The sequence below is a fragment of the Streptomyces sp. NPDC054872 genome (genome assembly GCF_053610705.1).
In genome coordinates, this window is record NZ_JBSGYY010000007.1 from 132,459 (window position 1) to 152,888 (window position 20,430).

At 72.9% G+C, this 20,430-nt stretch carries 13 protein-coding genes and 1 tRNA gene; 8 read left to right on the forward strand and 6 right to left on the reverse strand.

The genetic code is table 11. The annotated features are described in order from the left end of the window. Positions 1–29 precede the first annotated feature (29 nt). Together ACWGIH_RS11170 and ACWGIH_RS11175 are read right to left on the reverse strand one after the other, a co-directional pair. Positions 30–746 carry a response regulator transcription factor gene (locus ACWGIH_RS11170; RefSeq protein ID WP_453447620.1) on the reverse strand — a complete coding sequence of 239 codons (717 nt, stop codon included), beginning with the start codon at positions 744–746 and terminating at the stop codon, positions 30–32. Next, the gene (locus ACWGIH_RS11175) at positions 743–1,951 is read right to left on the reverse strand and encodes a sensor histidine kinase (RefSeq protein WP_453447618.1); all 1,209 of its coding nucleotides are present in this window, start codon (positions 1,949–1,951) and stop codon (positions 743–745) included. Before ACWGIH_RS11175 ends, ACWGIH_RS11170 begins: the two co-directional genes overlap by 4 nt. Before the next feature lie 132 nt (positions 1,952–2,083). Here ACWGIH_RS11175 and ACWGIH_RS11180 point away from each other — a divergent pair, with 132 nt between their 5' ends. Both ACWGIH_RS11180 and ACWGIH_RS11185 read left to right on the forward strand, forming a co-directional pair. Beyond that, complete coding sequence (locus ACWGIH_RS11180; protein ID WP_453447616.1) at positions 2,084–2,992, forward strand: ATP-binding cassette domain-containing protein; 909 nt, start codon at positions 2,084–2,086, stop codon at positions 2,990–2,992. Beyond that, on the forward strand, positions 2,989–3,822 hold the full coding sequence (locus ACWGIH_RS11185; protein ID WP_453447614.1) for an ABC transporter permease: 834 nt from the start codon (positions 2,989–2,991) through the stop codon (positions 3,820–3,822). The genes ACWGIH_RS11180 and ACWGIH_RS11185 overlap by 4 nt, the downstream gene beginning before the upstream one ends. A gap of 396 nt (positions 3,823–4,218) precedes the next feature. Here ACWGIH_RS11185 and ACWGIH_RS11190 read toward each other — a convergent pair whose 3' ends face one another. Beyond that, positions 4,219–7,950: a S8 family serine peptidase gene (locus tag ACWGIH_RS11190; protein WP_453447612.1), complete on the reverse strand. Its 3,732-nt coding sequence runs from the start codon at positions 7,948–7,950 to the stop codon at positions 4,219–4,221. 230 nt (positions 7,951–8,180) lie between these two features. Between ACWGIH_RS11190 and ACWGIH_RS11195 the strand changes: the two genes are divergently transcribed. Genes ACWGIH_RS11195 through ACWGIH_RS11210 form a run of 4 tightly spaced genes read left to right on the forward strand, consistent with a single transcriptional unit; the run spans position 8,181 to position 15,593 of the window. Continuing rightward, complete coding sequence (locus tag ACWGIH_RS11195) at positions 8,181–8,537, forward strand: CU044_2847 family protein (RefSeq protein ID WP_453447611.1); 357 nt, start codon at positions 8,181–8,183, stop codon at positions 8,535–8,537. Then, positions 8,534–10,246: a VMAP-C domain-containing protein gene (locus ACWGIH_RS11200; RefSeq protein WP_453447609.1), complete on the forward strand. Its 1,713-nt coding sequence runs from the start codon at positions 8,534–8,536 to the stop codon at positions 10,244–10,246. Before ACWGIH_RS11195 ends, ACWGIH_RS11200 begins: the two co-directional genes overlap by 4 nt. Before the next feature lie 51 nt (positions 10,247–10,297). Beyond that, positions 10,298–11,314 carry an AAA family ATPase gene (locus ACWGIH_RS11205; RefSeq protein ID WP_453447607.1) on the forward strand — a complete coding sequence of 339 codons (1,017 nt, stop codon included), beginning with the start codon at positions 10,298–10,300 and terminating at the stop codon, positions 11,312–11,314. Next, on the forward strand, positions 11,304–15,593 hold the full coding sequence (locus ACWGIH_RS11210; protein ID WP_453447605.1) for an SAV_2336 N-terminal domain-related protein: 4,290 nt from the start codon (positions 11,304–11,306) through the stop codon (positions 15,591–15,593). Before ACWGIH_RS11205 ends, ACWGIH_RS11210 begins: the two co-directional genes overlap by 11 nt. A gap of 28 nt (positions 15,594–15,621) precedes the next feature. Here the strand turns inward: ACWGIH_RS11210 and ACWGIH_RS11215 are convergent, their stop codons facing one another. Then, complete coding sequence (locus ACWGIH_RS11215) at positions 15,622–16,899, reverse strand: MFS transporter (RefSeq protein ID WP_453447649.1); 1,278 nt, start codon at positions 16,897–16,899, stop codon at positions 15,622–15,624. A 247-nt stretch (positions 16,900–17,146) separates the two neighbouring features. On the opposite strand from ACWGIH_RS11215, the gene mreB reads away from it, so the two are divergent. Together mreB and ACWGIH_RS11225 are read left to right on the forward strand one after the other, a co-directional pair. After that, on the forward strand, positions 17,147–18,184 hold the full coding sequence (gene mreB / locus ACWGIH_RS11220; RefSeq protein WP_453447603.1) for a rod shape-determining protein MreB: 1,038 nt from the start codon (positions 17,147–17,149) through the stop codon (positions 18,182–18,184). 69 nt (positions 18,185–18,253) lie between these two features. Beyond that, positions 18,254–19,855: a GAF domain-containing sensor histidine kinase gene (locus ACWGIH_RS11225; protein WP_453447601.1), complete on the forward strand. Its 1,602-nt coding sequence runs from the start codon at positions 18,254–18,256 to the stop codon at positions 19,853–19,855. 26 nt (positions 19,856–19,881) lie between these two features. On the opposite strand, the gene ACWGIH_RS11230 is transcribed toward ACWGIH_RS11225, so the two are convergent. Both ACWGIH_RS11230 and ACWGIH_RS11235 read right to left on the reverse strand, forming a co-directional pair. Continuing rightward, positions 19,882–20,079, reverse strand: a complete 198-nt coding sequence (locus tag ACWGIH_RS11230) for a hypothetical protein (RefSeq protein ID WP_453447599.1) — start codon at positions 20,077–20,079, stop codon at positions 19,882–19,884. Between the two features lie 228 nt (positions 20,080–20,307). Then, positions 20,308–20,381 (reverse strand) — tRNA-Ile (locus tag ACWGIH_RS11235). Positions 20,382–20,430 lie beyond the last annotated feature (49 nt).

A 20,430-nucleotide genomic window follows, 5' to 3' on the forward strand; every position in this document is an offset into this window, starting at 1 on the left:
CTCCTGGGTTCGATGATCCGCCCCGCAGGCTAACAACTTGTCGACGTGCTCCCGACAAGACCCGTCTCGTACGCGATGATCACGAGCTGCACCCGGTCGCGGGCGTCCAGTTTGGCGAGCAGGCGGGTCAGATAGGTCTTGGCGGTGGCGACGCTGAGGGAGAGTTCGGCGGCGATCTCCGTGTTGGAGAGCCCTCTGCCGACGAGGGTCAGGACCTCGCGTTCGCGGTCGGTGATGCCGGTGATGTTCCCGCGCGGGCGGGAGTTCGGTTGCGGCCGGTCCGCGAACTCCTTGATCAGCCGTCGGGTGACGCTCGGGGCGATCAGGCCGTCGCCGGCGGCGACCACCCGGACGGCGGCGAGGATGTCGTCGAGCGCCATGTCCTTGACGAGGAATCCGGCAGCTCCGGCGCGCAGCGCGCCGTAGACGTAATCGTCGTCGTCGAAGGTGGTCAGGACGATGACGTGCGTGCCCCTGCTCGGGCCCCCGGTGATCAGGCGGGTGGCCTCGATGCCGTCCATGCCGGGCATGCGGATGTCCATCACCACGACGTCCGGCCTCAGTTCACCGACGAGCCGCACGGCTTCGGAGCCGGTGTCCGCCTCGCCCGCGACCTCGATGTCGGGGGCCTCGGTGATGACCATGCGCAGGGCGGCACGGACGAGGGGCTGGTCGTCGACGAGTACGACACGGAAGGGGGCCGGGGCCTGGCTCTCGCTCTGGCTCTGGGTCTGGTCGGCGCTCATCGTGCGCCCGCCGGTACGGGCAGCAGCGCCGCGACCCGGAAACCGCCCTCGGGGCGTGGCGCCGCGGAGAACTCGCCGTGCAGCAGGCCGACCCGTTCGCGCATGCCGAGGAGGCCGTATCCACTGCCGGGAGTGCTGCCGTGGCCGCGTCCGCCGTCGATCACCTCGATGGCCAGTTCCTCGGCACGGCAGTCGACGGACACGCTGCACGAAGCGGTGCTCGCATGGCGCACGACATTGGCGAGTGCCTCCTGGATGATCCGGTAGGCGGATACGTCGATCTCCGGTGGCAGCGGGCGGAGTTCACCGAGCCACCGTACGTCGACGCGGACACCGGCAGCGGTCGTCGTCTCGGCAAGCCGGTCGACGGCGGCGAGACCGGGCTCGGGGCCGAGGGGCACGTCCTTCGTGCCGGGCTCCGCCTCGCGCAGGGCGCCCAGCATCCGGCGCAGGCCGGACAGCGTCTCCCTGCCGGTCGCCTCGATGGCGGTCAACGCGTCCCGCGCTCCCGCGGGTTGGGTGTCGATGACCCGCCGCGCCGCCCCCGCCTGGAGGGCGATGACGCCGATGCTGTGGGCGACCATGTCGTGCAACTCCCTCGCGATGCGCAGCCGTTCCGCGGTGACGGCCTGGGTGGCGGCCTGTGCGCGGAGGTCCTCCGTGTGCACACGGGCCTGATGCACCGTGTTCCCGATGAGCCAGGCGACGAGTCCGATCAGCGCGATGTACGGCTCCGCCGCGATGCCGTCGTCGCGTCCGAAGCCCAGCAGTTCCCGTGGGGCCCAGAGGGCCAACAGCCCCCCGAAGGTCAGGGCGCCCGCGAGCAGCGAGGTCCGGCGGGAGTTCCGGGCCGTGACGAAGCCGAGGGCGACCGTCACCGGCAGGCAGGCCGTCGGCACCATCTCCGTCTGCTGCCAGGCCGCCATCGAGGTGCCCGTGCCCGCCATGAGCAGTCCCGTCGCGATCAGCGGCCGGCGGCTCAGCACGGCGCAGCCCGCGAGGGCCAGGGCGGTGGCGAGGAGCAGGAGCAACGGGGCGCCGAGCCCGTCCATGCCGTCGCGCGGGTAGGAGTACGAGACATCCTGACGGGGCGGCGTCAGGACGTACTGGACGAGGGGCTGGGCCGTCACCGCGCACCACGTCACTGCCGTCCAGACGCCCAGGGGTATGCGCTTGAGCAGGGGAAGTCTCGGGGTGGCGGGCATGCGCTGATCGTAACGAGAAGGTCCACAGCGGTCATCGGACCGTGGTTGTACGGCCACGGTCGACATCCGCCCGCACGATTGTCCGCGGTGGTCCGACGACGCGGGGGCCGCCGTCCCGGCACCGTGTGCCAGGTGATCGAAGTCAACGAACTGACCAAGGTGTACGGCGGCAAGGCCGCCGTCAAGGACCTGAGTTTCACCGTGCGCCCCGGACACGTCACGGGGTTCCTCGGCCCGAACGGCGCGGGCAAGAGCACCACGCTGCGGCTGCTGCTCGGCCTGCACGACCCCACCCGCGGCACGGTCACCATCGACGGGCGCCCCTTCCGCGACCGTCCGCGCGGCCTGCGCCACGTCGGCGCGCTCCTGGACGCGGGCGACGTGCACGGCGGCCGCCGCGCCGCCGCGCACCTGTACGGCCTGGCCCGCGGCAACCGCGTTCCGCGCGCCCGGGTCGACGAGGTGTTGCGCGAGGTGGGGCTCGCGGGTGCTGCGCGGCGCCGCGTCGGCGGCTTCTCGCTGGGCATGCGGCAGCGGCTCGGCATCGCGACGGCGCTGCTCGGCGATCCGCCGGTGCTGCTGTTCGACGAGCCGCTCAACGGCCTTGATCCGGAGGGCGTGAAGTGGGTGCGCGGGCTCTTCCGGCGCCTGGCCGCCGAGGGCCGCACGGTCTTCGTGTCCAGCCATCTCATGTCGGAGATGGAGAACACGGTCGACCAGTTGATCGTCATCGGCCGGGGCGAGTTGATCGCGGCGGAGAGCCTGGCCGACTTCGCGGCGCGGGGCACGCGGCTGAGCGTGACGGTGCGTACGCCGGACCCCCGCAAGCTGACGGAGGCGCTGAGCGCGGAGGCCGCGTCGGTGGAGGCGGACGGCGACACGCTCACCGTCACCGGTCTGCCCGCGCCCCGCATCGCCGAACTCGCCTTCCGGGGGCGGCTCTTGCTCCATGAACTGACGACCCGTACCGCCTCCTTGGAGGAGGCGTTCATGGAACTCACCGCCGACAGCGTCGAATACCTGGCAGGAGAGACGCGATGACGATCCTCACCGCCTCCGTGGCCGCCGAACGCCGCGCCCGCTTCCGCGATCTCGTCGCCGCCGAGTGGATCAAACTCCGGTCGTTGCGCTCGACGGCCTGGGTCCTCCTGCTGAGCGCGCTGTCGGTCCTCGCCTTCAACGTGGGCACGGCCTACGACACCTACCGCTACTGGTCGGAGCGGAACGGCTCCGACCGGGCCGACTTCATCCGTGACGGCATCCCGCTCCTGGAGGCCTTCACCTCGAACGGCGCGCTCGTCTACATGCTGACCGTCGGAGCCGTCGGCGCGCTGCCGGTCGTCGGCGAGTACGGCACCGGCATGATCCGCACGACGTTCACGGCGGTCCCGGACCGCCGCGCGGTGATGGCCGCCAAGGCGACCGTGATCGCCGCGGTGACGACGGTGTTCGGCGCGGTGGTGAGCGCGGCCTCCTTCGCCCTCACCCAGGCGGTCCTGTCCGGACGCGACGCGGGCATCGGGATCTCGCACCCGGGCGCCCTGCGCGCGGTCGTGGCGTCCGCGCTCCTGGCTCCGGTCTGCGCCCTCGCGGGCATGGCGCTCGGCGCGCTTTTCCGGCACGGGGCCACCACCATGGCCGCCGTCTTCGCGGTGCTCATCCTCTTCCCCGCCCTCCTCACCGACGACCGCCGCTGGACGGCATCGGTCTCCCACGCCCTGCCCCTCAACGCCTGGGACCGCCTGGCCCAGCCGGGCGGCCCCCCGGACCTCTACCCATGGACGACCACGGGGGCCTGGACGGTCTACGGGGTCTGGGCGCTGATCGCGGTGTCGGTGGCCGTGACCGCCGTGCAACGCCGCGATCAGTGAGGCCGGCCATCGGTCGCAGGTGTGGAACCAGGTCCGCAGCCCGCTGGAGGGCGTGATCTCGAAAATGCGAACAGGGGAGCAGTTGTTCCCTGGAACAGGTGATCGTCACGCCAGAGATTGCATGTGGCCTCTGTGATTGACGATTATTACGGTGCGCAAGCGACGGGCTGCAGACCGTAGTTACCGCGTTCCCGGTCCATGTCCCATACGGGGTCCGGGAGTTGGAACATCCTGAAAGTCCCACAAGGAGAAGCACCACCATGAACATCATCACGGACGTCGTCGCCGGTATCGCCCACTTCCTCGGCTGGCTGGTCTGACGTCACCCAGAAGTTCTCGCAGCGACGCCGCCTCCCCCGTCCCACGGGAGGCGGCGTCGCCGCGTTCGGCCCTTCCCTACTTCACCCCGGCCGCCCGCACGATCTCCTGCGTGACAGAGCCACCCCGGTCGTCCTCGGCCGAGGCCCGCAGCGAGATGAACTCGGCCGAACCGGGCACCTTCAGCTTGCCGCCCCAGGCCGCCTTCGTGCCGTCCCGGTCCAGCTTCACCGCGCTCCAGCTCTTCCCGTCGTCGTACGACACCTCGAGCTTCCCGCCGCCGATGGTTCCGGTGTCCGGGGCGCCCTTGACGTACTCGGAGAAGATCCCGACCGGCAGGCTCCGGCCGCCCCGCACGTCGCCCGCGAGGTCCGTGTCCACGTCGAACCCGAGGTTCAGCAGCGGCAGGAAGGTCTTCCGGTCGTCCGGCGTCTCCTTCGACCTGAAGGTCCACTCGGAGTGGCCCTTCGTGGCGAGCCGCCACCGCCCCGGGTCGAGCGTCGTGTCCGTCACGACCTTGTACGTGGTCAATGCGGGGTTCGCGTCCCATGCGTACGCCGCCGAACTCTGGCGCCGGTCGACCAGCTTCCCGTCCGCGTGGACCTCGGTGAACTGCGTCATCGAGTCGTCGTTCCACACGTCTCCGAACCCCGTGTGGTCGGGCCCGGAATCACCCCACCCGGGGACGTTGAACTCCAGGTCGTTCCCGGTCCGCTGCTGGCCCCAGCCGAGCCCCGTGCCCAGCCACGGGTGCCACACGGGCTTGAACCAGTCCAGCTCGCCGCGCTTGCCGCCCCGGTACTCGACCAGGCCGCTGCGCTCCTCCAGGGCGCCCGGACCGACCGACACCGACTCGTGCCACAGCTGGCCGGCTCCCGTGGACGCGTAATCCGTCCGCTCCACCGGATAGTTGATCTTCTCCTGGAAACCGATCCCGACGTCGAAGGTGTCCGTCAGCGAGTAGCGGAACTCACCGCCCGCCACGGGCTTCACCGCATGGAACTTCGTCTCCAACACGGCCAGTTCACGCTTCGACGGCTCGTACGTCAGGTCGCGGGGCACCGCGCCCTTGTGGCCCTCGGAGACGTCGTAGACGTACGGAGTGCGTGAGGTCGCCGTCGTCTCCACGGTCCGGCCCGCCTTCGCCGCCGCCCGCAGCCGCGCCCCGTCGGCGGCGTCGACCGTGCCGATCCGCAACGGCCGGTCCGCGTTGTCGTCCGTGCCGAACCAGGCGTTGAGCCTGCCCGGCGCGTCGTCCGTCACGAACAGCGCCTGCACGCCCGCGTCCTGGGCCGCCTGGCCCAGCTGCTCGGGTGTCGCCCCCGATCCGGGGTCGCGCCGCACGATCACGGCCTTGCCCTTCACGTCCTTGCCCGCGTACTCGGCAGCCGTGCCGCCGCCCACGTCCACGATCCGCAGCTTGCTCCGCCCGTCGCCGACCGTGCCGCCGGGCTGCGCGACCACCTCGCCGAGGCCCTTGACGTCCAGGGACGGCTTGCCGAGGCGCCAGACGGTGCGGTACTCGAAGCTGCCGTCGGTCACCTTGGCGGTCGGTGCCGCGAAGACGCTGTCGTACTTGACGGGCACCTGGACCGCGCCCTGCAGAACGGCGCCGTTCGCACGGCGGTCGTACTCCATCAGGAGCTGGCGGGTCTCCGTCCGCTTGCCGACGTCCACGCCGACCTCCCGCAACTTCCTTCCGTCCAACGTCACTTCACGGTCCCGGTCGAGGACGATCTCGGGCGCGGCGAGGAAGCCGAGACCCAGCGAGTCCTTGCCCTTGGCGCCGCGCACGTCGAGGAAGGAGGAGAGCGAGTACGTGCCGGGCTTCAGGCGCAGTTCCAGCGTGCCGGACGCACCGACCTCCGCCTGGACGGGGTCGACCTGCTCCGCGAGCCGCTGGTAGACGAGGCCCGCCCCGGTCGCGGCGCCGTCACGGTCCTTGACGTGGACGGTGAGCGTGTACCGCTCCTCCTCCTTGACCAGGCCGAACGCGGTGTGCGCGACGGGCTTCCCGGCGGCGCTCGCGACGATGCGGCCACTGGTGTTGCCGACGGGCGCCTTCGCGCCGTCGCCGGTCACCGTGGTCGACGCGGTGCCGTGCGCGGGGACGGTGAGCGTCTTGTCCGCGAGAGTGGCGACACCCTCGGCCGCTCCCTCGGCGGCGAGGCTCAACTCCACCGCCGCGTCGGACGCGTTCGTGTACGTCACCGTCCTGCTGACCGGCTTGTTGCCCTCGTAGGGCCAGGAGTAGAAGCCGAGGTCGGCGCTCCCGCTCGCGGTGACCCGCGCGCTGATGGCGTCGGGCACGCTGACCCGCCCCGCGCCCAGCTCGTACGCCGACGCGTCCAGTCGCGCGGACGTCGACATCAGGGCGTCCTTGAGGCGGGCCCCGCTCCAGTCCGGGTGCTTCTCGGCCAGCAGGGCGGCCACGCCCGCGATGTGCGGTGTCGCCATCGACGTGCCGCTCATCTCGGTGTAGTAGCCCTCGCCCTCGGTCAGTTGGGAGCGGGCGGCGAGGATGTCGACGCCCGGCGCGGACAGGTCCGGCTTGAGGGCGTTGTCGCCGGCGCGCGGGCCCTGGCTGGTGAAGTAGGCGGCCTGGTCGGCGGAGTCGACGGCGCCGACGGTCAGCGCGGAGTCCGCAGCGCCGGGCGAGCCGATCGAGGAGGGGGCGCCGGTGTTGCCCGCGGCGATGACGAAGAGGGCGCCGGTCTCCTTGGAGAGGGTGTTGACCGCGGCCGCCATCGGGTCGGTGCCGTCGCTGGCCTCCTGTGAACCGAGGCTCATCGAGACGACCTTGGCTCCGACGTCCTTGGCCGCCCACTCCATGCCCGCGATGATCTGCGACTCGCTGCCGGAGCCCTCGTCACCGAGCACCTTGCCGACGGAGAGCGTGGCGCCCGGCGCCACCCCCTTCTCCTTGTCGGCTTCGGACTCGGCGCCGCTGCCGCCGACGGTCGAGGCCACATGGGTGCCGTGGCCGTTGCGGTCGGCGACCTCCTCGCCCGGGATGAAGCTCTTGGTGGCATCCACCCGGCCCTTGAGACCGGGGTGCCCGGCATCGACCCCCGTGTCGAGGACGGCCACCTTCACGCCCTTGCCGGTGAGTCCGGCCTCCCATGCCTTGGGGGTGCCGATCTGCTCGTTGCTCTGCGCCATGTCGGCCTCGACGCGCCCGTCGAGCCAGATCTTGTCGATGCCGTCCGCGAGACCGACACCCGAACCCGCCCTCGTACGCGCCGACTCGGCGGCCCCCGGCGCGACGTCCCGCCAGAAGGTGCCCGGCTCGGCCGCCTTCACCGCCAGACCACCCACGCTGGGCAGCGAGCGCACCTTGTCGGCGCCACGGGGCGTCGCCGGGCCCGCGTCACGGCGCGCGCTCTTGTCGTACGTGACGATGAGCGGCAGCCCGCCGCCCCTCTCGTCCCCGAGCCCCTGGCGTATCAGCTCCGTCACGTCGAAGAGCCGCTCGTCGAGGGCGCCCGCGCTCAGGTAGGGCCGCGCCTCGTCCGGTACGACGGTGATGCGGTCCCCCGCGATCTCGCTCCGGACGGCTCCGGTGGCCCCCGCGGGCCGGTCGACGGTGACGGTCCGCTTGCCGTCGCCGAGTTCCGTGACGGTGACCTTGTCGCCGGTGACCAAAGTGACCGTGTGGGCGGCGCGCGCGGCGGAGGTGGCAGGGATGGCCCGCCCTCCCGGCGCGTCGGAAGGAGCCGCGACAGCGGCCTGCCCGGCCGGCAGCAGCGCGAACGCGAGGCCGACGGCAGGCAGCAGCCCGGCTCTTCGCCACGCGGGTGATCGGGTCATGGGTGCCCTCTCTTCGTCGGACCCGGGCGGGGGTGGTTCCCGGGTGCTGCGAAAAGTGTCGGGGGGCTTGTGTTGCGGGGGTGTTGACAGGTGCTGGCGGGAAGCCGCCAGGGCACCTTCCCGCCACGCTCACCCGTACGCGCCCGTCGCCCGGGACACGGGTGACAGGCACAACGACCTTCCGTAACAATGCGGTTGGCAGGCGTGGCACGGGTACGACGGGGGCATGGATGGACGATCTGGTGGAGTTCACGACCGACGACGGCACGCCGGTCGTCATGGCCGACGTGGAGGACACGCACGGCTCCCACCTCATCTCGCGCGGCGAGGGCCCCTCCCGTGCGGTCCGCACCTTCGAGGAGTCCCTCGCCGGAGCCCGCGCGGCCGCGGAGTCCGCGCTGCGGGTGTTCCGTGACGGCAGCCTGCGCCCGGACTCGGTGGAGATCGAGTTCGGTGTGCGGATGTCGGCGGAGGCGGGCGCGGTGATCGTCAAGGGCACGGCGGAGGGCCACCTGGTGGTGCGCCTCGCCTGGACCCCGGACGGACCCGCCACCGCGACCCCGCCGGAGGCCACCCCCGCCCCATGAGCAGCGCATCGTGGCATGCCCGCATCGCGTGCGGGGGCGACGTCGGGGCGGGGTTCCTCGTGTCCGAACAGCACGTGCTGACCTGTGCGCACGTCGTCCGCGGCAGCGTCGGCGGCTCGCCGGTCACCGTCTCCTTCCCGCACCGCGAGGATCTCGGCGTCGTGAGCGCCTCCGTCGGGGCGCACGGCGGCTGGGACGGACACGGCGGCGACCTGGGAGACCTCGCGGTCCTGGAGCTCGCGCACCCGGTGCCGGTACGGCCCGCCGAGTTCGCTGCGCCCGACGACGCGTACGCCGAACCCCGACCCCGGCTCCTCGTGTACGGATTCCCCAAGGGCTACCGCGAGGGCACCCTCGCCGAGTACCGCGCCACCGCCGCCCAGCGGATCGCCGACGAGTGGGTTCAGCTGGAGGCGTGGAGCGCACACGGACAGCCTTTGGCCCCGGGGTTCAGCGGCGCGGCGGTGACCCTCGCGGACAGCAACCAGGTGGTGGGCATGGTGTCGGCGGCCACGCGCGCGTCCAGCGGCGTGCGCAACGGACGCATGCTGCCCACCTCCGTCATGGCGCGCTACTGGCCCCCGCTCAGCGACCTGGTTCCCCTCCCCGGCCATCGGCGCCCCGCGAAGGAACGGCTGCGCGCCTTGGTGGACCGGGCGGCGGACACCGGCGTCGCCCGCGCCCCGGAGCGGCTGTACCGCGACGCGGTGGGCCCGCTCGGGCCGCCCGTGCCGCCGGAGGGCTTCGGCTCGCTGTGGTCGGCGGCCTGGTACATCCTCTGGGAGGTCGACGACCCGGACGCGGTGACGCGCCTCGCCGACCGTCTCGCGAACCTGCTCGAAGCGCCCGCGGCCCCCGCCCCGCCGAGGCCGGGAGAGCCGCCCGCCTGGTCCCCCATCCTCGTCGAGATCGACCACAGCGGCGCGGGCGACGACCAGCTCCTGGTCGAGGTGTCCGCCTACCGCGAGGGGCTGCGCCACCCCGTGAGCTCACACACCCTGCCCGCGGGGCAGGTGCGCGCGTACGTCCAGGAGCACGTCGACGACGCCTTCTCCCATCTCACCCCCGGCACGGACGAGTTGCTGGCGTTCGTGCTGCCCCGCGCGCTGCTCAACTGGCCGGTGGCCCGGTGGGAGTGCGGGGCCGACGACCCGACCCCGCTCGGCTGCTCGTACCCCCTGGTCGTGACCGACCGGTCCCGCCGCAAGGGCGGCCTGCGGCACCGTCTTGCCCGCACATGGGAGCACCTGGACGACAGCCCGGCGACCGTTCTGCACCGCGTCGAGTGCGGCACCGAGGAGAAGCCGAACAAGCTGCGGTTCCGGCTGCGGCGCGACGGCGCGGGTCTGGCCGGGTTCGCCGTGCCGCCACGCGCCGAGCGCACCGGCACCGACGCCGACGTGACGCACTTCGACGTCTCGCTCACCGTGCCGGTGCCGGTCATCCTGTGGCCGCGCACGGGCTGCGAGGACCCCGGCCACCGCGACGACACGACCTGCGCGGGCTCCGACTTCCTGGACCGCATCGCCGCCCACATCGAGGGGCACTCGCCCGCCGAACTCCCGCGCGCCATCCTGACGTTGCGGGAGACCGCGGAGGCGTCGGACGAGCCGGACACCCACTGGGCGAGGGACGTGCAGCTCCTCTGGGACGACCCTCGCTGCTTCCCCGACGCACCCGCCGCCCACCGCCACTCCCCCGTCGCCTGAGCCCGCCGCACGCATCCTGAGCCCGACGCAGAAATACGGAGAACCCCGATCATGTCCCTGTGGCCCGTCTACACCGGCACGAACGAGCCCCACGACGGGATCACCCGGCTGCCTCCGCCGCCGCCCTGGCGCGCCTTCGACGGCGGCCCGGCCCTCGACACGCCCACGGACGACGGCTCGGCGACTTCCCCGGACCGCGTGCACCGGGCGCACACGTACCGGGCCACGGAAACCTGCGTGCAACTGGTCAACGCGGCGCTGTACTTGCGGCGTCCGCTCCTGGTGACGGGCCCTCCGGGCAGCGGCAAGTCGAGCCTCGCGTACGCGGTGGCACGGGAGTTGGGCCTCGGCCCGGTGCTCCGCTGGAACATCACGAGCCGCAGCGCCCTGCACGACGGCCTCTACCAGTACGACCCGCTGTCGCGGCTGTACGCGGCGGGGCGCGCCCCGCGGACCAGGGCGTCGCGGGACGGCGCGGGCGTCGAGGACCACCTCCGCCTCGGCCCGCTCGGCACGGCACTCCTCCCCTACGAACGCCCGCGCGCCCTCCTCATCGACGAGATCGACAAGAGCGACCTGGACCTGCCCAACGACCTCCTGAACATCCTGGAGGAGGGCCAGTACGAGATCCCCGAGCTGGTACGGATCGCCAAGCACACCCCGAAGGCGGCCCTCCTGGCCGATGGCTCGGACGACCCGGTGACCGTCGAGCGCGGCCGTGTGCGCTGCCGCGCCTTCCCCTTCGTCGTCCTCACCAGCAACGGCGAGCGCGAGTTCCCGCCCGCGTTCCTGCGCCGCTGCGTCACGCTGCGCCTCCGCCAGCCCCGCGACGAGCACCTGGAGGAAATCGTCCGGGCCCACCTCGGCGAGCCCGACGCCTACGCCCGCACGCTCATCGCCCGCTTCCTGGAGCGCGGCACCGGTGGCGAACTCGCCACGGACCAGCTCCTGAACGCGATCTACCTGACCGGCGCGGCGGGTGTCGACGCGGGGTCACGCGACGAGCTCGCGCGACAGCTGATGCCGTACCTCACGCAGGCCGCGGACCCGGGCCCCGATGCACTCTGACACGCCCCGGCGCCGGGGCCCCGTCGCGCGGCTCGCCGATCTCCTCGCGGAGGCGGCGGACGGGTCACGCCCCACGTCGACCGAGCTGGCCGAACTCCTGTGGCTCGCGGGGCAGATGGACGGCGCCGAGCCGACGCGGCAGGAACCCTCCGCCGACCCGGCGCCGACAGAGCCCACGCCATCGCCGGTGAGCCCGTCGCCGGCTCCGCACCCGGCCGATCCCACCCCTGCCGCCGCGCCGGACGACCGGGTGCCGCTCCTGCTGCCCGCCCGGCCCGACGGCACGTCCGCGGCCTCCGCTCCTTCCGGGAACCCGGCGAGCGCCTGCGACGCACCGGAGGCGGCAGCCGACCACACCCCGGTCCGGGTCCCCGTCCCCCCGATGGTGACGCACCCCCTTACCCTCCAGCGTGCCCTGCGCCCCTTGAAGCGCCGCGTCCCCTCCCCGGTGGGCCAGGTCATCGACGAGGAGGCCACGGCCCACCGCATCGCCCGCCTCGGCGGCCACCCGCGCGGCTGGCTGCCGGTCCTGCGCCCCGCCGAGGAACGCTGGCTGCGCCTGTGCCTGGTGTACGACGCGGGCCCGACCATGCCGATCTGGCGCCCCCTGATCCACGAACTCCACACGGCGCTCGCCCAGTCCGGCATCTTCCGCACGGTGGAGCTGCACCGCGCGGAGCCGAACGGCACGGTCCCGCCCCAGGCGGCGCACACCCCCGCGGCGGGCCGCACGGTCACCCTGGTGATCAGCGACTGCATGGGCCCGCAGTGGCGCGACGGCACGGCGGGCACCCGCTGGTACCGCACGCTGCGCCGCTGGGCCGCGCACCAGCCGGTGGCCGTGATCCAACCGCTCCCGGAACGCCTGTGGCGCACCACGGCTCTGCCCACGACTCCGGGCTCGCTCTCGGCCCCGCACCCGGCGGCACCATCCGCGGCCCTCGCCTTCACGCAGTACGCGCCCTCGGAGGCGCCGCCCGACGGGGCGCTGCCGATCCCGGTCCTCGAACCCGCCGGGACGTGGCTCTCCAACTGGGCGGCGCTGGTGGCGGACCCGGGCGGGGCGCGGCTGCCGGGGGCGGTGGGGTGGCTGGGCCCGGCTCCGGCACCGCCGGACGTCGAGGGCTCCGCCGGGGATGTCCCGCGGCTCACCGCCGAGGACCTCGTGCTGCGCTTCCGCTCGACGGCCTCCCCCGAGGCCTTCCGCCTGGCGGGTCATCTCGCCGTGGGCGAGGCCCGGCTGCCGGTGATGCGCCTCGTCCAGGCCGCGGTGGAGGAGCGCCCGCGTCCGCAGCATCTGGCGGAGGTCATTCTCAGCGGGATGCTGGTTTCGGACGGGGGCGCCGGGGCGTACGCATTCCGTCACGGGGTGCGGGAGTTGCTGCTCCGCACCCTGCCGCGTACCGCGCGGGGCCGTACGCGGGAGCTGCTCGCCCGGGTCGGCGCACTGATCGACGACCGGGCGGGCACGGCACCCGGGGAACTGCGGGCGGTGGCGGCGTCCGGCGGGGGCGCGGGCGCGGAGACACCCCTGGGCGAGCCCTTCGCGACAGTCACTCCGGACAGTGTGCGGCAGCTGGGCGGGGGCCGGCAGGCGGGGTTTCTCGGCGATCGCTACCGGGTGGTGCGGCGGATCGGGCGGAGCGGCAGCGTGTGGCTCGCGGAGGATCTGCGCCGGGGCGGGCAGCCCGTGGTGGTGCAACGCTATCCGCAGGCGCCGCAGTGGCTCCGCCGCGACTTCACGCGGGCGGCGCGGCAACTGTCCCGGTTCCGCCACGCGCATGTGGCCGCCGTACGGGACTACGCGAATGGTGAAGTCCCCTACCTGGTCACGGATTTCATCGAGGGACGCAACCTCGCGGAACTCCTGGCGGACCACCGGGACGGCCTGCCCGCCCACCTCCTCCTCGACCTGGTACCGCCCCTCGCCCGTGCGGTCTCCGCCCTGCACACCGCGGGCATGACCCATGGCGCCCTCTCCCCCGCCTTCGTGCGGCTCCCGCCCCAAGGGGGCGCCGTACTCTGCGGCTTCACGCTGATCCCCTACGGCGAGGAGAGCGGCGCTGCCGACCTCGCCGCACTCGGTCGCCTCGTCCGCCAGATGTACGCCGGGACCGGCGGGGGCTCAGGGACGGACCTGTTCAGACCGTCGGACACGGATGCGGCCGACACGGCGACGCCCTCTGAACCCGACGAGCGGGTCGACCTGTTGAGACCGTCCGGCACACCCGTCCACCGCGGCGACGGTGAGCCCGACGGCAGGGGCGAGCCCGGGGGCATGAGCGGGCTCGGTGGAATCGGCGAGCCCGGGGGCATCGGCGAGACGCTCCTCTCAGCCGTCGCGGACCTCGGCTCCACCGATCCGGAGCGCCGGAGCCAGGGCCTCCAGCGGCTCACGCGGCTCTCCACGCCCGCGTCGTACGAGCGCACGTACTCCCTGCTGGGCCCTCTTCGCGTCGCCCGCGGCGGCCGGCCCCTGGCCACCGGCAGCGGCCGGGAGCAGGCCATGCTCTGCATGCTGCTGCTCCGGCGGGGCCGTGACGTGCCCCTCGACGAGATGGTCGACGGCGTCTGGGGGGCGGGCGCCGCGCCCGCCGACGCCCCTCGTCTCCTCGGCACTTACGCCTCCCGCCTGCGCAACGCCCTCGGACCCGACTCCGTGGTGGCCGGGAACGGCACCTACGCGCTGGCGCTCCCGACCGGCCCCGACGTGGTCGACCTGTTCCGCTTCCAGCGGCTTCACGACGACGCCCGTGACGCCCGTTTCGCGGGGGACCCCACCCGGGCCCGCGATCTGACCGGATCCGCCCTGGAGCTGTGGCGCGGCAACCCGCTGGAAGGCGTCCCCGGCCCGGCGGCCCGCGCCACCCGCGCCGACATCAACCGCCTGCGGCAGTTCCTCCTCCAGACGCGACGTGAGCTGAACCGGGAACTCGGCGCGAGCGAGGAGGAGCAGGAGCAGGATCAGGCCGAACTGGACGCGCCACTGGGCGAGTTCCCGCACGCCGACGACGAGGTGCTCACTCCGAACGAGGAACTCCCCGGCGACCAGCTCGACGACCTCGGCGTCCGGCGGGAGACCCCGGACGACCAGCCGACCACCGTCACCTTCGAGTACCTGGCCCGCCCGACGGGACGCCAGGAGGACGTACGGGAGAACCTGGGCCGGGAGATCTCCCACCTCCTCAGCCGGGGCGGCATCACCCCCGATCAGTTCGCGATGCGTCCCCGTCCCCGCGGCTGGGACGTGACCGTGGCCCCCGAAGTGCACGTCCTGCACGTACTGACCACGATCGTCAACGAACTCCCGTCCGCGCTGGAGGCCTTCCCCGTACTCGGGCTCGGGCTCGGGGTCACCTTCACCCATGAGCCGGACCCGACGGTCTCGGCGCCCACAATCCCGTCCGGACCACGGCGTCTGCTGGGGCGCGACGGCAGACGCGCCGTCGTGATCGTCTCCAACTTCCTGCACCAGCGCCTCAACGAGTCGGGCCCTCTGGCACACCGGTTCGATCCGGTCCCGCAGTCCGACGACTGGTACTGCGAGGTGTCCACCGGGCAACCCCCCGCCGCGCTGCCCGGCACCGTCGAAGCCGTCCTTCTCGGCTTCGACGGAACCCTCGCCCGGCTCTACTCGGAACAGGCCGCCCGCCACGCCGCCCGCGCCCTCACCGCCCTCATCGCCGAGTGGCGTGATCCTGAGGAGGCGCTGGCCGGCACCCCCCTCCTGCCCGGGCATCACCCGGCGGGCGGCACGTCCGACCACATCCATCCCATGGATGTGCTCCGCCCCTTCGCCCGGCACCGCACGCTGGCCCGGGAGCTGGGCGCGCGCCTGGAGGAGATCGAGATGCAGGCCGCGCTCACCGCGAAGCCGGAGCCTTACGTCGCGTCCGTCCTGCACACCCTGGCCCAGCCCGAGAGGGCCCTCCGCCTGGCCGTCGTCACCGACACGTCGCCTCGGGCGGTGGTGGCCTATCTGGGCGCCAAGGGGCTCCATCTCCCCGGAGTCGAGATCCACGGCCGCACCTCGGACCTCACCCTCCTCATGCCCGACCCCGACTGCCCGCGCCGCGCCCTGGCCCAGCTGGGCATCCCGGCGGACCGCTGCGTGATGGTCGGTTCCACGACGGCGGAGGCGGCCGCCGCGCAGAGCCTGCGCATCGCCTTCATCGGTTACGCCCAGAGCCCCACCGCCCGCGAACGCCTCACCGCCACCGGCGCACACACGACGATCAGTGACCTGTCCCACCTGATCGACCTGCTCCCCAACCGCTGAACGCCCCACCGGCCAATTGGCAACGCGCCTACGCCTCCGGCTCCCTCGCGTCGTACCGGGCGAACCTCCGCCAGCGCAGGGCCAGCAGCCCCACGGCCACGACGCACGCGACACCGCCCCCGGTGACCGCCACCGAAGGCGACGCCAGATCCCCCACCGACCCCGCGATGAAATCCCCGAGCCGGGGCCCGCCCGCCACCACCACGATGAAGACGCCCTGCAGCCTGCCCCGCATCTCGTCCGGCACGGCCGCCTGGAGCATCGTGCTCCGGAACACCATCGAGATCGTGTCCGCGCAGCCCGCAAGCGCGAGGAAGAACAGCCCAAGCCACAGGTTCCGGGTGAGGCCGAAGACGGCGATCGCCGTGCCCCATCCGGCCACCGCGACGAGGATGGCGAGCCCGTGCCGCCGGATCCGCCCCAGCCACCCGGAGAACACCGCACCGAGCAGCGCCCCCACCGCGGGCGCCGCGACGAGCAGGCCCACCGTCTTCGCGTCGCCCCCGAACCACACCACCGCCACCGCGGGGAACAGCGCCCGGGGATGGGCGAACACCATCGCGCACATGTCCGTGAAGAAGGTCATCCGCAGGTTCGGCCGGGTGGCGAGGAACCGCAGGCCGTCGAGGACCGAGGCGCGCTTGCGGCGCACCCCTTCCTCCGCGCCCTCCGGCCGCATCGCCGGCAGCCGCCACATCGCGTACAGGGACGCGCTGAAGGCCACCGCGTCCACCGTGTACGCGGCCTGGTATCCCCACAGGCCGACGATGAGGCCGCCCAGCATGGGGCCGAGCATCGTGCCACCCGTCGTCGTGATCGACGACAGCGCGTTGGCCGCGGGCAACTGCTCCGGCGGGAGGAGCCGCGGGATCATCGAGGACCGCGCCGGTGAGTTCAGCGCACCGCAGACCGCCTGCAGCGCGACCACGGAGTACAGGAACCACACGTGGTGGAAGCCCGCGAACGCCCCCGCGGCCAGCGCGACGGAGAGCCCGCACGAGCCGAGCGACGAGTAGAGGCCGAGCTTCCGCCGGTCCACGGTGTCCGCGATCGCGCCCCCGTACAGGCCGAACACGACGAGGGGGACCAGCGAGAAGAGTCCCACCAGGCCGACCGAGAAGCTGGAGTGCGTGATGTCGTACACCTGGAGGGAGACCGCGAGCGCGGTCATCGCCTGGCCGATCCAGGAGATCGTGTTGCCGGCCCAGAGACGGCTGTAGTCGACGGACGTACGCAAAGGCGTCAGATCGGCGAGTATCCGCCTTTTCGTGACGGGCCCCCGGGGCTCCACTGGTAGCGGGGACAGCGGGGGGTCGCCGGCGGCTCCGTCTATTCGAGAGCCGTCGGCTTCGTCTTCTTCCGGGGGCGTGTCCGGGGGCGTATGCGTCACACGGGATGCTAACTGTGCCGCCCGCGACGCGATCAAGACCACCCGTGCGGCGGCACCCCGCCCGGCTCAGCCCAACGCGCGCGCCGCCCGCGGCCACCGCACGATGCGAGAGGGGACCGTCGTCCGACGGTCCGTACGGTCTGCGCTCTCGGGAGGATCTGCCATGACCGTCAGTCTGGAGCAGTTGCGCCGCTGCCACATCGCCGTCGACCTGGGTGCCGCGAGGACCCGGGTGTTCGTGAAGGGCGCCGGACTCGTCGTCGACGAGCCCAGCGCCGCCGCCGTGAACACACGCACGGGCGCGCTCATCGCGGTCGGCCAGTTCGCCGAGCAGATGACGGGACGTACCCCGGGATACATCCGGGTCGTGCGGCCGGTCTCCGGCGGCACCGTCGTCGACATCGAGATGGCCCAGCGCATGCTGCGCCACCTCCTGGGCGAGAAGCTCCGCCGCACCCTGCGCCGCAAGCCCCGGCTGCGCGCCGCCGCCTGCACGCCGCACGACGCGGACCCGCTGGCCCAGCGCGCCGCCGTCGAGACGATGGTCGGGCTCGGGGCGCGCAGGGTCGAGCTGGTGGACACGCTCATCGCGGCCGCGGTCGGCTGCGGGCTGCCCGTGGAGCAGCCGGAGGCGACCATGATCCTGGTGTGCGGGGCCGCGACGACGCAGGTCGCGGTGCTGTCCCTCGGGTCGATCGTGACGGCCCAGCGGATCCCGGTCGGCGGCGAGGCCATCGACCGCGCGATCGTCCAGCACCTGCGCCAGCACCACGAGCTGGTGCTGCCCAGCCAGTCGGTACGCCCCCTTCAGCTCGCCCTGCGCGGCAACGGCCTCACCCCGAACGGGCCGGAGTCGACCGAGATCCACGGCCGTGACGTCGCCACGGGCCTGGCCCGGTCGGTGCACGTGAACACCGCCGCCGTCCGCGAGGCGATCCACACGCCGCTCACCGCCGTGCTCGACGGCATCGGCAAGGTGCTGCGGGACTGCCCGCCCGACCTGGTCGCCGACCTGGCCGACCGCGGGATCATGATGGTCGGCGGCAGCGCGCTGCTCCCGGGCCTCGACCAGATGCTGCGGGACGCTACGGGGATGCCGGTGCAGATCGCCGAGCGGCCGGACGTGTGCGCCGTGCTCGGGCTCGGGGCGATGCTGGAGGGCAAGATCCAGCCCCTGGTCCTCAACCCGCTCTCCGGCTGACCGGGTTCGGGACTGGCACCTGGTGGTCACGTTGACGGGCCCGGTCGAGAAGGCGTGGGTCGCCGCCCGATGAACGGCGACGACCTGCCCCTCTCCCTGGTGCCTCTCCTGGACGCGGTGCTCGGCGTCGGCTCGGACCTCGAACTGCACACCACGCTCCAGCACATCGTGGAGAGCGCGACCGAGCTGACCGGCGCCCGGTACGGGGCGCTCGGTGTCATCGACCCCGGGCACGGCAAGCTGACCGACCTGTTCACGGCGGGCCTGACCGCGGCCGAGCGGGAGCGCATCGGCCCCCTCCCCGACGGCCACTCGGGCCTTCTGGGCACCCTGATCCGCGAGCCGAGGCCGCTCCTCCTGGACGACCTGACGGCGGACCCCCGCTCGTGCGGCGTACCGCCGGGGCACCCGGAGATGCACAGCTTCCTGGGCGTTCCGGTGCACGTCCACGACGAGGCGTTCGGCAATCTCTACCTCACCGAGAAGCGCGCGGGCCGCTTCACCGAGGAGGACCTGCAACTGCTGCGCGTCCTGGCGAGCCAGGCGGGCATCGCGATCGGCAACGCCCGCCTGTACGAGGCGGCCAGGCAGCGCGAACGGTGGATCGACGGTGCCGCCGCGGTCACCACGGCCCTGCTCACCGGCGAACCTGCGGCCGACGCGCTGATGACGGTCGCCGAGCAGGCCCGCATCCTGGCGAGCGCGTCGGCGGGGGTGATCCTGCAGCCCACGGACCAGGGCGGCATGCGGATCGTCGCGGCGGCGACGGAGGAGGAGGACGGCATCGCGCCCCCGAGCGGCGCCGAGACCCACCCGCACGCCCTCCAGAACGACCTCATCGGCACGACCATCGAGCCCGGCAGCGCGGTCCTGGAACAACTCCTCGGGGGCGAGCCGGTGTTCGTCGAGGATTCCGCGACGGACCCCCGGATGACCACGCACGTACGGACCAACTTCGGTCCCAGCATGATGCTGCCGCTGCAGGCGGGCGGACGGCTCATCGGGACACTCGCGCTGCCCCGCCGCAGGGGCGAGCGCGCCTACACCTCCGTGGAGCGTCTGCTCGCCACCCAGTTCGCCTCCCAGGCCGCGCTTGCCCTCGTCCTGGCGGACGCCCAGCAGAGCAGGCAGCGCCTGGCGGTGTTCGAGGACCGCGACCGCATCGCCCGCGACCTGCACGACCTCGTCGTCCAGCGGCTCTTCGCGACGGGCATGATGCTGGAGTCGACCCGGCGCAGGGACACGTCGCCCCAAGTGGAGTCGACGCTCGACCAGGCCGTGGACGAGCTGGAGTCCACCATCCAGGAGGTCCGCACGGCGATCTTCGCGCTCCAGCAGCCACCGGCCGACGCCCCGACCACGTTCCGCGGCAAGGTGCTCCGCGAGACGGCGGGCGCGGCGGCGGTGGTCGGCGTCCAGCCCTCGGTGCACTTCACCGGAGCCGTCGACGCCCGCGTCACGGAGCCGACGGCGGGCCACCTCCTGGCAGCCCTGCGCCGCGCCCTGGCCGCCGCGTCGCGCCGCACGGACGTCACCCGCATCGAGGTGGCGGTGGACGCGAGAGCGACACTGCCGGACGGCCGCACGGGTGTACGCCTGACGGTCTACGACGACGGTACGACGGACGGCGTCGGCACCGGCACGACAGCCACCTGGCAGGCACCGCTCTAGGCGGAGGCCGCTCTACGGAGCCGCGCCTACGCCGCTTCGTAGCGATGGGCCACCCCGCCGCGCCACTTCACCCACGCGGGATCGTCCAGGAACTCCTCGGCGTCCGGCAGCCCGGCGAGGCGCAGGAACTCGACGACGTCCGCGTCGGAGTGCGCGAGGCCGAGGATCTCCCCTCGGACCGTCACCCGGCGGCCTCCGGTGCCCGCGGGCGGATGTACGGTCACCGGCGCGGCCTCCGTGGGCCCGGCGTGCGCGGTCAACGCCGCTTCCGCGTCTGCACGTACCAGGCCGCGGCCAGGCCGATGAGCACCAGGACGATCAATATCTTCATGAGCCCCTGCTGCCCCGGATTCCGGGACTGAAGCTCGCCCGCACGTCACTTCAGAGAGAAGGACGGGGGAGGTTTGCACTACTGACGCAGGTGGAATCGTTCCTGCGCCCCAGCGCTTCGGTGGGGCGGGTGGGACTCGAACCCACGGCCGACGGATTATGAGTCCGCTGCTCTAACCGGCTGAGCTACCGCCCCTAACGGCGCGTCGCGCACATTTGTGCGCGCCGTCTGCCGCAGCATAGCC

What these genes read in the sequence shown, in the direction of transcription:
- mreB (WP_453447603.1), top strand. Translation starts at nt 17,147, where the DNA reads ATGACCGTCAGTCTGGAGCAGTTGCGCCGCTGCCACATCGCCGTCGAC.
- ACWGIH_RS11225 (WP_453447601.1), top strand. Translation starts at nt 18,254, where the DNA reads ATGAACGGCGACGACCTGCCCCTCTCCCTGGTGCCTCTCCTGGACGCG.
- ACWGIH_RS11200 (WP_453447609.1), top strand. Translation starts at nt 8,534, where the DNA reads ATGAGCAGCGCATCGTGGCATGCCCGCATCGCGTGCGGGGGCGACGTC.
- ACWGIH_RS11170 (WP_453447620.1), bottom strand. Translation starts at nt 746, where the DNA reads ATGAGCGCCGACCAGACCCAGAGCCAGAGCGAGAGCCAGGCCCCGGCC.
- ACWGIH_RS11175 (WP_453447618.1), bottom strand. Translation starts at nt 1,951, where the DNA reads ATGCCCGCCACCCCGAGACTTCCCCTGCTCAAGCGCATACCCCTGGGC.
- ACWGIH_RS11205 (WP_453447607.1), top strand. Translation starts at nt 10,298, where the DNA reads ATGTCCCTGTGGCCCGTCTACACCGGCACGAACGAGCCCCACGACGGG.
- ACWGIH_RS11195 (WP_453447611.1), top strand. Translation starts at nt 8,181, where the DNA reads ATGGACGATCTGGTGGAGTTCACGACCGACGACGGCACGCCGGTCGTC.
- ACWGIH_RS11185 (WP_453447614.1), top strand. Translation starts at nt 2,989, where the DNA reads ATGACGATCCTCACCGCCTCCGTGGCCGCCGAACGCCGCGCCCGCTTC.
- ACWGIH_RS11190 (WP_453447612.1), bottom strand. Translation starts at nt 7,950, where the DNA reads ATGACCCGATCACCCGCGTGGCGAAGAGCCGGGCTGCTGCCTGCCGTC.
- ACWGIH_RS11210 (WP_453447605.1), top strand. Translation starts at nt 11,304, where the DNA reads ATGCACTCTGACACGCCCCGGCGCCGGGGCCCCGTCGCGCGGCTCGCC.